12 protein-coding genes and 4 pseudogenes are annotated in these 13,347 nt (G+C 61.1%); 8 read left to right on the top strand and 8 right to left on the bottom strand.

The window, feature by feature from the left end; translation table 11 throughout:
* Positions 1-9 precede the first annotated feature (9 nt).
* The 7 genes from AC0L14_RS11155 to AC0L14_RS11125 all read left to right on the top strand — a co-directional run bounded on the left by AC0L14_RS11155 (position 10) and on the right by AC0L14_RS11125 (position 6,749).
* Positions 10-882, top strand: coding sequence for an SMP-30/gluconolactonase/LRE family protein (locus tag AC0L14_RS11155; RefSeq protein ID WP_123149326.1), 873 nt, complete (start codon positions 10-12; stop codon positions 880-882).
* 30 nt (positions 883-912) lie between these two features.
* A complete protein-coding gene (locus tag AC0L14_RS11150) occupies positions 913-1,962 on the top strand; it encodes a sugar ABC transporter substrate-binding protein (RefSeq protein ID WP_473527201.1) in 1,050 nt (349 codons plus the stop codon).
* A 119-nt stretch (positions 1,963-2,081) separates the two neighbouring features.
* Complete coding sequence (locus AC0L14_RS11145) at positions 2,082-3,548, top strand: sugar ABC transporter ATP-binding protein (RefSeq protein WP_258122435.1); 1,467 nt, start codon at positions 2,082-2,084, stop codon at positions 3,546-3,548.
* On the top strand, positions 3,545-4,543 hold the full coding sequence (locus tag AC0L14_RS11140; protein ID WP_123149323.1) for an ABC transporter permease: 999 nt from the start codon (positions 3,545-3,547) through the stop codon (positions 4,541-4,543). Before AC0L14_RS11145 ends, AC0L14_RS11140 begins: the two co-directional genes overlap by 4 nt.
* Positions 4,540-5,034: a lactoylglutathione lyase family protein gene (locus AC0L14_RS11135; protein WP_473527199.1), complete on the top strand. Its 495-nt coding sequence runs from the start codon at positions 4,540-4,542 to the stop codon at positions 5,032-5,034. Before AC0L14_RS11140 ends, AC0L14_RS11135 begins: the two co-directional genes overlap by 4 nt.
* Before the next feature lie 19 nt (positions 5,035-5,053).
* Positions 5,054-6,064 (top strand): C-terminal binding protein, encoded by a 1,011-nt coding sequence (locus AC0L14_RS11130; RefSeq protein ID WP_473527198.1) that lies wholly within the window; start codon positions 5,054-5,056, stop codon positions 6,062-6,064.
* A gap of 13 nt (positions 6,065-6,077) precedes the next feature.
* On the top strand, positions 6,078-6,749 hold the full coding sequence (locus AC0L14_RS11125; RefSeq protein WP_123149320.1) for an RraA family protein: 672 nt from the start codon (positions 6,078-6,080) through the stop codon (positions 6,747-6,749).
* 328 nt (positions 6,750-7,077) lie between these two features.
* Here AC0L14_RS11125 and AC0L14_RS11120 read toward each other — a convergent pair whose 3' ends face one another.
* From AC0L14_RS11120 to AC0L14_RS11100, 5 genes and pseudogenes are all read right to left on the bottom strand, one after another.
* On the bottom strand, positions 7,078-7,404 hold the full coding sequence (locus AC0L14_RS11120) for an antibiotic biosynthesis monooxygenase family protein (RefSeq protein ID WP_473527197.1): 327 nt from the start codon (positions 7,402-7,404) through the stop codon (positions 7,078-7,080).
* 35 nt (positions 7,405-7,439) lie between these two features.
* Positions 7,440-7,805 carry a 4a-hydroxytetrahydrobiopterin dehydratase gene (locus AC0L14_RS11115; RefSeq protein ID WP_095491315.1) on the bottom strand — a complete coding sequence of 122 codons (366 nt, stop codon included), beginning with the start codon at positions 7,803-7,805 and terminating at the stop codon, positions 7,440-7,442.
* A 48-nt stretch (positions 7,806-7,853) separates the two neighbouring features.
* A pseudogene (locus tag AC0L14_RS11110) lies at positions 7,854-7,928 on the bottom strand (NADH-quinone oxidoreductase subunit D-related protein); the annotation flags it as partial.
* A 42-nt stretch (positions 7,929-7,970) separates the two neighbouring features.
* Positions 7,971-9,614: a chaperonin GroEL gene (groL, locus tag AC0L14_RS11105; protein WP_473527196.1), complete on the bottom strand. Its 1,644-nt coding sequence runs from the start codon at positions 9,612-9,614 to the stop codon at positions 7,971-7,973.
* Between the two features lie 50 nt (positions 9,615-9,664).
* Positions 9,665-9,979 (bottom strand): co-chaperone GroES, encoded by a 315-nt coding sequence (locus AC0L14_RS11100; RefSeq protein ID WP_095491317.1) that lies wholly within the window; start codon positions 9,977-9,979, stop codon positions 9,665-9,667.
* Between the two features lie 535 nt (positions 9,980-10,514).
* Here AC0L14_RS11100 and AC0L14_RS11095 point away from each other — a divergent pair.
* Positions 10,515-10,769: pseudogene (locus AC0L14_RS11095) on the top strand (hypothetical protein).
* A gap of 121 nt (positions 10,770-10,890) precedes the next feature.
* Here the strand turns inward: AC0L14_RS11095 and AC0L14_RS11090 are convergent.
* From AC0L14_RS11090 to AC0L14_RS11080, 3 genes and pseudogenes are all read right to left on the bottom strand, one after another.
* Positions 10,891-11,328 carry a hypothetical protein gene (locus tag AC0L14_RS11090; RefSeq protein ID WP_095492058.1) on the bottom strand — a complete coding sequence of 146 codons (438 nt, stop codon included), beginning with the start codon at positions 11,326-11,328 and terminating at the stop codon, positions 10,891-10,893.
* Positions 11,329-11,631: 303 nt separating this feature from the next.
* Positions 11,632-11,756: pseudogene (locus AC0L14_RS11085) on the bottom strand (IS6 family transposase); the annotation flags it as partial.
* Positions 11,757-12,415: 659 nt separating this feature from the next.
* A pseudogene (locus AC0L14_RS11080) lies at positions 12,416-12,778 on the bottom strand (protein-L-isoaspartate O-methyltransferase family protein); the annotation flags it as partial.
* Positions 12,779-13,347 lie beyond the last annotated feature (569 nt).

Here is a 13,347-nt window from a genome sequence, read left to right as displayed (position 1 = left end):
GGAGGAGACATGGACAGAGCCGAGCTCGCGCTCGACTGCCGTAACCTGCACGGCGAGGGAATTCTGTGGAACCACCATGACCGCCGGGTCTGGTGGACGGACATCCACGGGAAGCGTCTGTGGTGGCTCGAACCCTCATCAGGTGCTTCGGGTTCAATCGCCATGGCGGACCGCGTCTGCTGCTTCGCGCCCCGCGAGAAAGGCGGTTTCATTCTCGCCCTCGCAAAGGAGGTGGCGTTCTTCGACCCCGGCACCGGCGAACTCGCGACGATCCATCGCTTCGAGCCCGACAAACTGGCGACGCGCCTCAATGACGGCCGCACGGATCGCCAGGGCCGATTCATCGCTGGCGGAATGAACGAGGGTTCCGGACCGGAAAAGTCGACCGTGTTGCGGATCGATCCCGACGAATCGGTAACGACGATCATTACCGGCGTTGGCTGCGCCAACTCGACCTGTTTCTCGCCCGACGGGCGCCGCATGTATTTCGCCGACACCTCCGTCGGAACCATCTGGGTCTATGACTACGATCCGGGCACCGGGGTTCCAGGCAACCGACAAGTCCTCAACGATTTCAAGGGAGAGCCGGGCATTCCGGACGGCTCGTGCGTCGACGCTGAAGGCGCCGTGTGGAATGCCGAATGGGAAGGCCGGCGAGTCGTCCGCATCCTGCCCGACGGGAGCATCGACCGGGTGGTCGAGGTGCCGGTGTTGAAGCCTACCTGCTGCGCTTTCGGCGGGCCTGAGCTCGAGACTCTCTACATCACCACATCGCGACTGGAGGCGACGCGGGAGCAGATCGCCGCCGAGCCGACGGCCGGCTCTCTCTTCGCTTTCAAACCCGGCGTGCGCGGCGTCGTGGACGCGCCGTTCGCCGGATAGAACCCGTCAAGCGTCCAAGGGAGGAAAGACATGAGCTTCAGCTTTCGATCGTTGATCGCGATAGCAGCGACAAGCGCGGTCGTAGTACTCACGGCGACCGGTATTGCCCGCGCCATCGACTACGCCGCACCGCAACCGCTTCAACCCGGCGCACAGGCGCCGATCACCAAGGGCGCCGGCAAGGACAAGATCCGCATCGCCTACATGCCGCCGGCGACCGAGTTCAACTACTACATCGCCATCGGCGAGGGCCTCAAAACCGCAGCGGCCGAGAAGGGCAATGTTGAGACCTTCATGCTCGCCCCGCAAAGCGGCGCCGACATCAACGGCCAGATGGGCATGATCCAGGACGTGATCACCCAGGGCGTCGACGCCATCGTCCTGTCGACCCATGACGAGGCGGCCGCCGCTCCGCTCGTCAAGCAGGCCGTCGACAAAGGCATCTCCGTCGTCATCGTCAACTCCGACATCGCCAACTTTCCGACCCCGGTCCATGCCGTGGTCGGCTATTCGCAACGCAAAGGCACGCATAAGATCGGCGAATACCTCCTTGAGAGGCTCGGCGATAAATCGGTGAAAGCCGCGGTCATCGAAGGCCAGCCCGGCTACCATTCGACAGAGCGCGTCGGCGGCTTCCTCGACGCCGTCAAGGGCAAGCCGAATGTGGATATTGTTGCGAGCATTCCCGGCGGCTGGAATGTTGAGGGTGGCAACACCGCCGGCATGGACCTGCTCCAGGGTCATCCGGACGTCGACGTCATCTTTGCCGCGAACGACTACATGATCATGGGTGCCCAACTCGCCGCTAAGTCGCTCGGTCGAAACGACTTGATGCTGCTTGGCAATGATGGCGACACCGCCGCTCTCGAGGAGATCAGCAAAGGCACGGTCACCGCTACTGTCAACACGACACCATTCGTCATGGGCCAGATTGCGTTGCAGGTCGCGATCGACGTGCTCGACGGCAATTTCGCAGGAGGCTTTGTCGAAACACCGACAACGATTGTCGACAAGGCCAATGTGCTGCCGGTTCTGCAGGCGCCCGACAAGCTCTATCCGAAGCCGTCGATACAGTATTGAGACGAACTCATGTTCCTTAAGCAGCACCTCCCTCGCTCGGCCGGATCACCCGGTCGGGCGAAGCAAGGATCGCGTGGAGAGCTATGGAAGAGAGCGTTCCCGTCTGGGAGCTGAGGAACGTGACCAAGCGTTTCCCCGGCGTTGTGGCCAACGATTCCGTGTCGCTCAGCCTCGTTGCCGGGCGGATTCACGGCCTGCTCGGCGAGAATGGCTGCGGCAAGTCCACGCTTGTCAAGGTGCTATGCGGGGTGCATCAGCCCGATTCGGGCGAGATCCTGTGTGCGGGCCAGCCGGTCGTGCTTTCCGACCCGATCGCCGCGCGGCGCGCAGGGATCGCCACGGTCTTTCAGGAGTTCTCGCTCGTCCAAACGCTATCGGTCGCGGAGAACATCTATCTCGGCCGGCTTCCGGGAAACCGATGGCGGATAGACTGGCCGGCAATGCGCGAGGGAGCCCGGCGCGTGCTTGGCCGCATCCACGTCGCGATCGACCCGGACGCGATCGTGGGCGAACTCTCAACCGCCGGCCAGCAACTCGTGGAGATCGCCAAGGCGATCGCGGCCAACGCCTCGATGATCATTCTCGACGAGCCGACCACCGCCCTCGGCCCCGACGAGATCGCCGAGCTTCATCGCCTTCTCCTGCGCCTCAGGGACGATGGCAGGATCATCCTCTACATCTCGCATCGCCTGGACGAGGTCGTTGAACTCGTCGACGAAGCAACGATCCTCAAGGATGGGCGCGTGGTATCGAACGCAGCGGAAACGCCGGTCGAGATCAGCGCCATTGTCCTTAAGATGGTCGGCCGCGTCGACGAACACTTTCCCAAGGCGGCGAATGCCACGGGTGACGCCCTCCTCGACGTGCGCTCCATCCACACGAGCAACCGCGTCGCCGGCGCTAGCTTTACGGTTGGCCGCGGCGAGGTCTTCGGCCTTGGCGGCGTGCTCGGCTCCGGCCGCACCGAAATCGCCCGCGCCCTGTTCGGGGTCGATGTGCTTCGGCAAGGCGAAATCCGGCTTCGCGGCAAATCGCTCAAGCTTCTGTCCTCGCGCGACGCGATCGCCGCCGGGATCGCGCTTGTGCCGGAGAATCGAAAATCCGACGGGCTCTTCTTCAATTTCAGCGGGCTCGAGAACATCTCGATCGCCGGGCTCGGCCGGATCACGCGCGGAGCCATGCTCGACCACGCCCGCGAACGACGGCTTGCCCACGGCCTGATCCGGAGCCTCAGAATCACGCCGACTGCCGGGACGGCGCTGGTCGGCGAGCTTTCCGGTGGCAACCAGCAGAAGATCGTGATTGCCCGGTGGCTGTTCGCGGAGGCCGAGCTTTTCGTTCTCGACGAGCCGACCCAAGGTATCGATGTCGGGGCCAAGATCGCCGTGTATCAGCTCATCAACGAGCTTACAGCCGCCGGCAAGGGCGTCATCCTGATCAGCTCCGACTATGACGAGCTGCTCGCGATGAGCGACCGGATCGGCATTGTAAGCCGCGGAAGGATCGTCGCAATCCGCGATGCCAGGAGCCTCGACAAGGCCGACCTGGTCAAGGCCTCCGCCGACCAGGAGGAGCTCGCCGCATGAAGCGGTTGGTGAGCAACCAGATCGTCGGTCCGCTTGCTGCCCTTCTCCTGGTGGCTGTCGTCGTCGCGCTCACCACCAACCGCTTTCTCGATGTCGGCAATCTGTCCAACCTCATTCTGCAGGTGAGCATCGTTGCGATCGTTGCGATCGGCTCGACCATCGTGATCTTCACCGGCGGCATCGACCTTTCCCCCGGTTCGGCCATCGCATTGATGACTATGGTTTTCGCCATGGCGATCAAATTCGGGGACGTGCCGCTGCCGTTGGCGATTCTGCTCGTCCTTCTGATCGGCGTGCTCCTTGGCGCCGTGAACGGCGTCCTCACCGCCTACCTTCGTATCCCGTCGTTCATCACCACGCTCGCGGCGCTCTCGGCGTTCCGCGGCATCGCCTTCATGTTCAACAACGGCTCGCCGGTATTCTCCGTGCACCCGAAGCTCGAGCCGATCTTCTACGGCTCTCTTCTCGGGGTGCCGCTGCCGCTCTTCTACGTCGTCGGCCTTTACGCACTCGCCTTCTTCGTCATGCGCTACACCGCCTTCGGCCGCACGATCTACGCGGTCGGCGGCAACCCGCAGGCCGCGGCGCTCTCCGGGCTCAATGTCGCCCGCACGCGCTTCCTTGCCTTCGTCATTGCCGGTGCGATGGCGGCGGTCGGAGCCGTGCTCATGGCCGCACGGCTCAATTCCGGCTCGCCTAATTATGGCGTTGGGATGGAGCTCTCGGCGATCGCCGCCGCAGTGATCGGCGGCGCAAGTCTCGCCGGCGGTCGCGGCCAGATCGTGAGCACCGTGATCGGCGCGCTTACCATCGTCATCGTCCAGAACGCGCTCAACCTCAACGCCGTGCCGGCGTCGGCCCAGAACGTCATCATCGGCGCCATCATCGTGACCGCGGTCGGCGTCGACATGTGGCGCGGCGAGATCGGTCGCGCATTCGCCTTCATCGTCGGCCCGCTCACCTTGCCAGGACAAAAAGGAAAGGTAGATCAATGACCGCCATAACCTTTTCCCACATCGGCATCACTGTGCCCGACCTCGAAAGAGCAGTCGAGTTCTACTCGATGGCCTTCGACTGTTATGTGATCATGGGGCCGACCAAGGTCAGCCAGGACGACAGCGCTATCGGCCAGATGTGCGACGACGTCTTCGGAGCCGGCTGGGGAAGTTTCCGGATCGCTCACCTCTCGACCGGCGACGGCATCGGCATCGAGCTCTTCGAGTTCCCCAAAACTCGCCCTGAGAAGCGGCCCTTCGAATACTGGCATCCGGGCATCTTCCACATCTGCCTGCAGGACCAGCATCTCGAAGAGCGCGTCAAGCGCATCGAGGCCCTCGGCGGCCGCCAGCGGATGAGCCAGGTCCGCTACTACTATCCGGGCGAAAAGCCTTACCGCATGGTCTATTGCGAGGATCCCTTCGGCAATATCATCGAGCTCTACAGTCACTCCTATGAGCTCACTTATTCGGCCGGCGCCTACGTCTGAAGCGCAGGAGAGACGCGGCATGGCGGAACACCCCAAGGTCGTCATCACCGACTACGACTACGGCAATCTGGATATCGAACGGGCCGTGCTGGAGGCAGTCGGGGCGCGGGTCGTAGGGCTCCAGGCCAAGTCGGAGGAGGAACTGGCTGCCGAGGCGATCGACTGCGACGCGATGATGAACCAGTATGCCCGCATCGGCGCGAAGACCATCGAACGCATGCAGCGCTGCCGGGTGATCGCCCGCTACGGCATCGGTGTCGACATCGTCGATGTCGACGCGGCGACCGCCAAGGGCATTCTTGTCACCAATGTCCGCGACTATTGCACCGACGAGGTCGCCGACCATGCGATCGGGCTGTGGCTCGCGCTCGCCCGCAAGCTTTTCCAATACAACGCCGCGACCCATGAAGGGATCTGGCGTTGGCAGACCGGGCAACCGATCCATCGGTTGAAGGGACGCACGATGGGCATTGTCTCCTTCGGCAAGATCGGCCAGGCGATTGCCGAGCGCGCCAAAGGCTTCGGCGTCGATATCCTTGTATACGATCCTTACATCGAGAAGGGCGTCGCCGAGGCGAAAGGCGCGCGCCGCGTCGGCAAGGCAGAGATTCTCCAAAACTCCGACTATCTGATGATGCAGGTGCCGATAACCCCCGAGACCCGGCATTTCCTGGGCGCGGCGGAATTCCGCCAAGTGAAGGAGGGGGCAATTATAGTGAATACCGGCCGCGGTCCAACCATCGACAACCGCGCGCTTTATCGGGCGCTGACCGAAGGCCGCATCGCCGGCGCCGGCCTGGATGATCCTGAAGAGGAGCCGGCCAAGCTCGCCAAGTGGAACCCAAGCGGCAATCCGCTGTTCTCGCTTGCCAACGTCATCGTGACGCCCCACACGGCGTACTATTCCGAAGAGTCGATCCGGGTTGCCCGCGAAACCGCCGCGTCTGAAGTCGCGCGCGTGCTGACCGGCGGCATGCCGCTCAACCCGGTTAACGCAGTAGAGCTGACGCGAACGCCGGCTCGAAGATAAGGGAGGTCATGCGATGCTCAAGGTTTTCAACGATTTCGAGCGGCAGCCGGTGCTGCTTGCGAAGTTCGAAGAGGTCGCCAAATGCTACAGCGCCTCATGCGTCTTTGCCGACGCTCAATACCGTCAGGGCGTGATGGATTCGGAGATCAAGCCGCCGTTTCCGGCGAGAATCGTCGGCCAAGCCCTCACGGTCCAGCTCTCGCCGGGAGACCTCGTTGACCCGCTCAGGGCAATCGAGATGGGCAGGGATGGTGACATCATCGTCGTCGACGCGGGCGGCGACCGGCAGACCTCGGTGTGCGGCGGGCTGATGGGCGGGCTCGCCAGGAACCGCGGCATTCGCGGCATGATCATCGATGGCTCCGGCCGCGACATCGACGAGCTTGAGGCGATCGGCTGGCCGATCTGGGCCCGCGCCATCACGGCGCGAGGCACGCACACAATGTATTCAGGCCGAAAGGATGAGCTCTCGATCAACGTGCCAATTCAATGCGGCGGCGTACCTATCAATCCCGGCGATTTCGTGGTTGCCGACACAATCGGCGTGACCGTCGTGCCGGTAGCCAGCGCCGAAACGGTCGTGGAGCTCGCGCGCGAACAAGCAGCGCGCGAACAGAAGACCCGCGAATGGGTCGCCCAAGGGAAAACACTTGAAGAGCTGCTTAACGAGTTCGGTCGTCTTTGAGACCGAGGACCTTTTCGCGTCCGGCCGGCCCCTATATGCTTGTCCTCTGGCGACGCCGTTCGCCCGTGCACGGCGAGAGACGCATCAATATCGGCACGTAAATCGATCGCCAGCGGTATCATCAATTATCTTGGCCCGTTCCGGATGTCTTGATGCAATCCGAACGGAAAATTCACCATTGCGGAGATGCCGAACAACGCGGCGGCCGAGAAACCCGGTTCCACCGAACACGCTGACGACGCGATGGTTCATGGCAGCCATGGCTTAGACTTTGTCAGCTCATGTCGACCGTCTCGACCCGGCGGTTCAGGTCACCTGAACAGCACGGCTACTGACCACTATCTATCACCTGGGCTACCTCGTACAGATTGGGATCGATCTCGTCCGTCAACTGATCGAAATGACCCCACTCCTTGCGGAATTCCGGCGATTGATGAGCCGATCGCAAGAGATCGCGATTCTGCCATTGGACGTAGTTGACGATGCGCCGCCCGTCGAGGCTGCGATGCAGGCTGATTGAGATGAAGCCAGGCTGGCGCGCCATAAAGCGCGCTCGCTCGATCATGACCGACAATGCCTCGGCCTGCTTGTCCGGTTCAGAATCGACGATGGTGATTTGGGTGACGGGCTGGTTGTCGGCTCGGATCTGTGTCATAGGGACCTCGCTAGATTGGCGATGGATTTGCCGTGTCACTGCTGGCGGTCGAGGGGCCGCCCCGAGCGATCGAACACCCGATCGATCTTGCTCGCCATGATGAAATCGTTCTCGTGCAGTCCTTTTATCTTCTTGGTGCTCAGGGAAACCGTCACATAACCCCAGCCGAAGCTGATGTCGGGGTGATGGCTTTCGGTTTCGGCGAGCTCACCGATCTCCTGAACAAGGGCGAGCGCGTCCCGGAAATTGCGGCATCGAAAGCTCCGTTGGATGCGGTGGGCATCGTCACCCAGCTCCCAATCGGGAGCCTGTGCCTGGAAGCGTTGGGCTTCATCACGCGTGAGCGGCGGGACGCCGCCGCGACAAGGCGTACATGTTTTCTCGGCAAGAGTGTCGGTCATGTTCTTGTCTCCAGACCATTTTTAGCAGCAAATACGACAGCGACGAGCCTATCGATCGATCTCCCCGAACACGATGTCGAGCGAACCGATGATCGCCGAGATATCGGCTCGCATGTGCCCGCGTCGCTGGCCTTCCGTCGTCCTGGCTATAGTCTCAGGCGCCGCTCAGTAGTCCATTCCGCCCATTCCGCCCATACCTCCTGCGCCACCCATAGCGGGCGAAACCTTCTGCGGAATGTCCGCGATCATTGCTTCAGCGGTGATCAGGAGCGCGGCAATCGAGCCGGCATCCTGCAGGGCCGTGCGAACGACCTTGGCGGGGTCGACGATACCGGCCTTGATCATGTCGACATAGTCTTCGTTCTGGGCGTCGAAGCCCTGATCGTGATCCTTGCTGTCGGAGAGCTTGCCGACGACGATCGAACCTTCAACGCCGGAATTCTCGGCAATCTGGCGGATCGGCGCTTCAAGTGCTCTCAGCACAATCGAAATACCTGCCGTCATGTCAGCATTCGCGCCAGTAAGCTCAGTCAAAGCTGCCTTGGCGCGCAAAAGCGCAACACCGCCGCCGGCAACGATGCCTTCTTCCACGGCTGCACGAGTGGCGTTCAGCGCATCATCGATGCGGTCCTTCTTTTCCTTGACTTCCGTCTCGGTCGCGCCGCCGACGCGAATGACAGCAACGCCGCCAGCCAGCTTCGCCAGCCGCTCCTGGAGTTTCTCCTTGTCGTAATCCGAGGTCGTTTCCTCGATCTGCAACTTGATCTGCTGGACGCGCGCCTGGATGGTGGCTTTCTCGCCGGCGCCGTCGATGATCGTCGTCGTATCCTTCTCGATGAGCACGCGCTTAGCCCGCCCGAGCATGTCGATCGTGACGTTCTCGAGTTTGATGCCGAGATCCTCGGAAATCATCTGGCCGGCGGTGAGCACGGCAATGTCTTCCAGCATCGCCTTGCGCCGGTCACCGAAGCCTGGCGCCTTGACGGCTGCGACCTTGAGGCCGCCGCGCAGCTTGTTGACGACCAGCGTCGCCAGCGCCTCGCCTTCGACGTCTTCCGAGATGATCAGCAGCGGCTTACCGCTTTGCACCACAGCTTCGAGGATCGGCAGCAACGCCTGCAAATTGCCGAGCTTCTTCTCATGGATGAGAACGTAAGGGTCCTCCAGCTCCGCGCGCATCTTCTCGGCATTGGTGACGAAATAGGGCGAGAGATAGCCACGGTCGAACTGCATGCCTTCGACGACATCGAGTTCGGTTTCGGCTGTCTTGGCTTCTTCGACGGTGATCACGCCCTCATTGCCGACCTTGTTCATCGCCTTGGCGATCATGGCGCCGACCGACGCGTCGCCATTGGCGGCGATCGTACCAACCTGGGCGATCTCGTCCGAAGATTTGACTTTCCTGGCCCTGGCTTGAATGTCCTTCACCACGGCAGCCACAGCAAGGTCGATGCCGCGCTTGAGATCCATCGGGTTCATGCCCGCGGCAACGAATTTGGCACCTTCGCGCAGGATGGAAGCGGCCAGCACCGTGGCTGTCGTCGTGCCGTCACCAGCAAGGTCGTTGGTCTTCGAGGCCACTTCGCGCACCATCTGGGCGCCCATGTTCTCGAACTTGTCGGCAAGCTCGATTTCCTTGGCGACGGCGACACCATCCTTGGTGATGCGCGGCGCGCCATAGGCCTTGTCGATGACGACATTGCGGCCTTTGGGGCCGAGCGTCACCTTGACGGCGTTGTTCAGAATTTCGACGCCGCGAAGCATCCGGTCGCGGGCATCGGTAGCGAATTTGATTTCCTTGGCAGACATGATTTTACGTCCAGTTCAGTCTTGAAATTGCGGGATCGGAAATCGCCCGGTCAGGCGGCTTTCTTGGCCGCTTTGGTCTTCTCGACGATGCCCAAAATGTCGCTCTCCTTCATGATCAGGAGATCCTCGCCGTCGATCTTGACCTCGGTGCCGGACCATTTGCCGAACAGGATGAGATCGCCGGCCTTGACGTCGAGCGGGATCAGCTTGCCGCTCTCGTCACGCGAGCCGGGCCCAACGGCGATCACTTCGCCTTCCTGAGGCTTTTCCTTGGCGGTGTCGGGAATAATGATCCCGCCCTTGGATTTGGTATCGCCTTCCGCGCGCCGAATGACGACGCGGTCGTGGAGTGGCCGGAATTTCATTGGGGTTCTTTCTGCCGCCGCACATAGAGCGACTGCAACACTTAACATAGCCCCTTTGGCACTCGAATGATAGGAGTGCCAAATTTTTAATTCCTCAAGCCGAAAATATTTGAAATGTAAATCAGTCGTTGTTACCGGCGCTTTTGGCCGTCCGAAAAGCGGAGCAATAAGCAATTTTATCGTAATACATCTCTCTTAATTTTGCCGACAACAGACTATATTAATCAGCAATTACGAACAAAACCTATTGAGCCTTGATTGAATGTGCATCGAGACATATATATAGATTGCGTGGATTTGGCCGATTTGGCTTTCGCGGTCCCGATCGACATAGGTCCGCGACCTTCGACCCGCCATGAAGCACCGAATTTTCCGACAGCGAATGTATAGCGCTTATTCGGCGCGCATGTCGCTCTGTTGGAGCCTTTGAACCACGGCGTTGACCACGGATGTACTGGCAGCATTGGGACCTTTCCGGTTCGGATGGAAAAGATGCAGGAGGGGCGTCGGCGTGCTCCTGCGGAAAGCCGCACCCATGGCCAGTCGCACCACGCAGACCGTCGTTCACTTTTCATCCGCGTTCCGGCTGCCGGTTTTGAGGCGCCGCAACCTGCCGGAGACTACCGCGTCGATCACGACGAGGAATCGATTGAGGGGATCCTCCAGGCTTGCCTGGCGACGCGTCGGCGCGTTCATTCACCTGCCGGCAATCGCCCTGCAGAGTTCGGCGCAACAGATGGTGCAGCTCAGCCCAGCAGTTGACGCCGCTCTCGAAAAGGACCTTGGATAATCATGACCGCACCCTCGCTCATGCAACGCAGCCTTCCCGCGTGGGGAGCGCTTGCCTGCGCTGCGGCGGCGGCTTTCAATGCGAGCCCGCTTCAACAATGATGCCGCGAAGCGTCGCCGGCTTATCCGACGAACGCCTCACGCATCCGAGCGAACATGCCGGGCTGTCTCCCGGCAATCGCCGCACGGATGTGACGGGCGGCCGTTGCGGCGGTCACCGTCGCGCCGAAATGGCAATAGCAGATGATCTCATGCAATTGCCTGTCGGTCAGTTCGAAGAACCGCTTCGCTTCGCCGTAGTTGTCGTTTTCCAACCCGGCGGCGCGGAGGACAGGATCCTCGAAAGCGACTGAGATCGGCGAGCCGTCGCCGCGCATGGCCCCGCGTGCTCTAACCGGCTGATACTCGGTCTGGTGCAGCGTCGAGAGGCGCCGGTCAGGGTTCCGTTCAAGGAGCTCCGCCCAGCGTTCAAGACGTTCGCTGCGCGACATGGCCTGGCGCGGGTAGGCCTGATCGATCTCGGCGACGATCTGCAGTTGCTCGATCGTCTGGTGTTTCATTTTGGCCTCCTATTCGGACGATAGTTGGTCAACCCATATCCTTCTTATGCCTGCAGCCAGCGTGACTCCAACGGATCGTGAAGTCCAATCACGATGATGCCTGGAGGGCTTCATTCACGCAGATGTGGAGGCTTCGCAAAGATCCGGCCATTAATTTGGCGAACGCGGTCAAATGCGCGGCTGTTCGACGATGTCGGTCTGGAGTCCGTGCCGATCGAGGTGATCGACGGGCAGAGTCTGTGCTGGAGTAGCCCGGCTCCATCGCTGGCCGGGCAGCGGGATCAAGGGAGTGGCAGTTTAGCTTCGAAACCGCCGAAGGCCGGGCTGATGCGAGTTCTCCGCCCGGTCGTTGGGCCCTTGTGGCTCCAGTGTACGACTTCCGGCATGACCTGGCGCCTGGCTACTCCGTAGGATCGCAGTTTGTCCGTGTCGAAACCATTATCGAAGTTATCCGGCCCGATGGCGGAGTGTTGCGGATTGCGCGCGATCCAAAGACCGGTCCGTCCAACAAGTTGAGCGGAAGCCATCTCAAAAACGGTCCAGGCTGTGCGTCGTCAGGATGGTAGCCGAGCCAGCGAAACAGCCAATCAGGTGTCCCTTCCTTCGACCTTTAGAGACTGAGCAGTCAGCTGCCGCCAAGCGAGAATGACGATCGCTCTCATTGCTGCGGCGCTGGTATCGGTGTGCCGCCAAACCAACCAGCCGCATACGCAATCACGACCAATACCACGATCACGGCTACCACGCCGTACCAGAGGCGCCTGTCCTTGAGATCCATCGTTACCTCCTGCCCGCTACGTGTTGGCCACTGGGCGAATTCCTTGAGCCTTTGGCCGTCATTTCCCAGATGAGCGACCCATTTGCCCTCTGGTAGGCACACAGTAGGCTGGATAAGGGTCTTTGAGAAGCGCGCATACGACCGCGCCGGCATGATCGCCAGCGGCTGCGACCGGCGGCTGCAGGCGTGCTCGACGAGTAGCGTTGCGGCATGGATGTCAAAAGATCGGCGATGCCATCCAGCGCCCGTGTGATCGATGCGGCGCGCGTTATCCTGATCTTCCAGCACGGCTCCGCGCAGCCGCACCCCTCATGTGACCGTTTCGAGCCGACTGAACCGAACTGGGATGAGTTTCCGAGTCTTGAGTTGCCCTGCCGCGTCCTTGTCGATGACAGCCAGCAACTGGACTTCTTCAGATCCAACAGGCAGTACCAGGCGTCCCCCTGGCTTGAGCTGCTCAAGCAAAGCCGGCGGCGTCCGTTCAGCCGCCACGGTGACCAGGATCTTGTCGAATGGGGCGTGCTCAGGCCAGCCGCGAGACCCGTCTCCGACACGAATGCCGACATTGGAGGTGCCGAGGCCCTGCAGGAGAGCCTCGGCATGGCCTGCGAATTCCTCGATGATTTCGACGCTCCAAACTTGCCCGGCGAGTTCCGCGAGGATTGCGGCTTGAATGGAGCGGCGCCGATGCGGATCGGTACCTTACCTGCTCCGAAGCCGTGAGCTTTCGGAGCCCTGCTATCTCATCAGAGCCTGAGTTTCCTGGCAAGGCGTTCGGCCCATCCTCGGGGGGAGACCGGTAATTTTGCTGGGGTAAATTCCGCCCCTTGATCGAGGTAATCCATTCGATCGTCGCGTCCATGACGAAAATGACCGTGTTGCATCGGACCTTGCTGCCAATCCCTGTAGACACTACCCCAGCAAAATTACCGGTCTCACGATTTACATGTCCAAGGCAACAGCTCCCAGGCACGGCTTTCACCATTTGGCCACATCTGTAGCAGCCGAGGGCCACAACTAAGGGATACTCTTTGTTGCCATCAAGATGATCCTCCTTCGAGCAAACGGGAACGGAAAGATCATGCGCATGCTGACGACAATCGCCGTCCTCTTGGCACTTGGCGTGGCGTCGCCAGTTTACGCTCAATCCCCGGGCGCGCAACTTCCCCCAGATGTAACCCAGGCTCCGGCAACTTTGTGTGACCAGACTTCACGAGCGTAGCGGTCATCGACATCGAGGA

It is taken from the genome of Mesorhizobium sp. WSM4841, from assembly GCF_055811515.1.
This window is presented reverse-complemented; position numbering and strand designations above follow the sequence as displayed.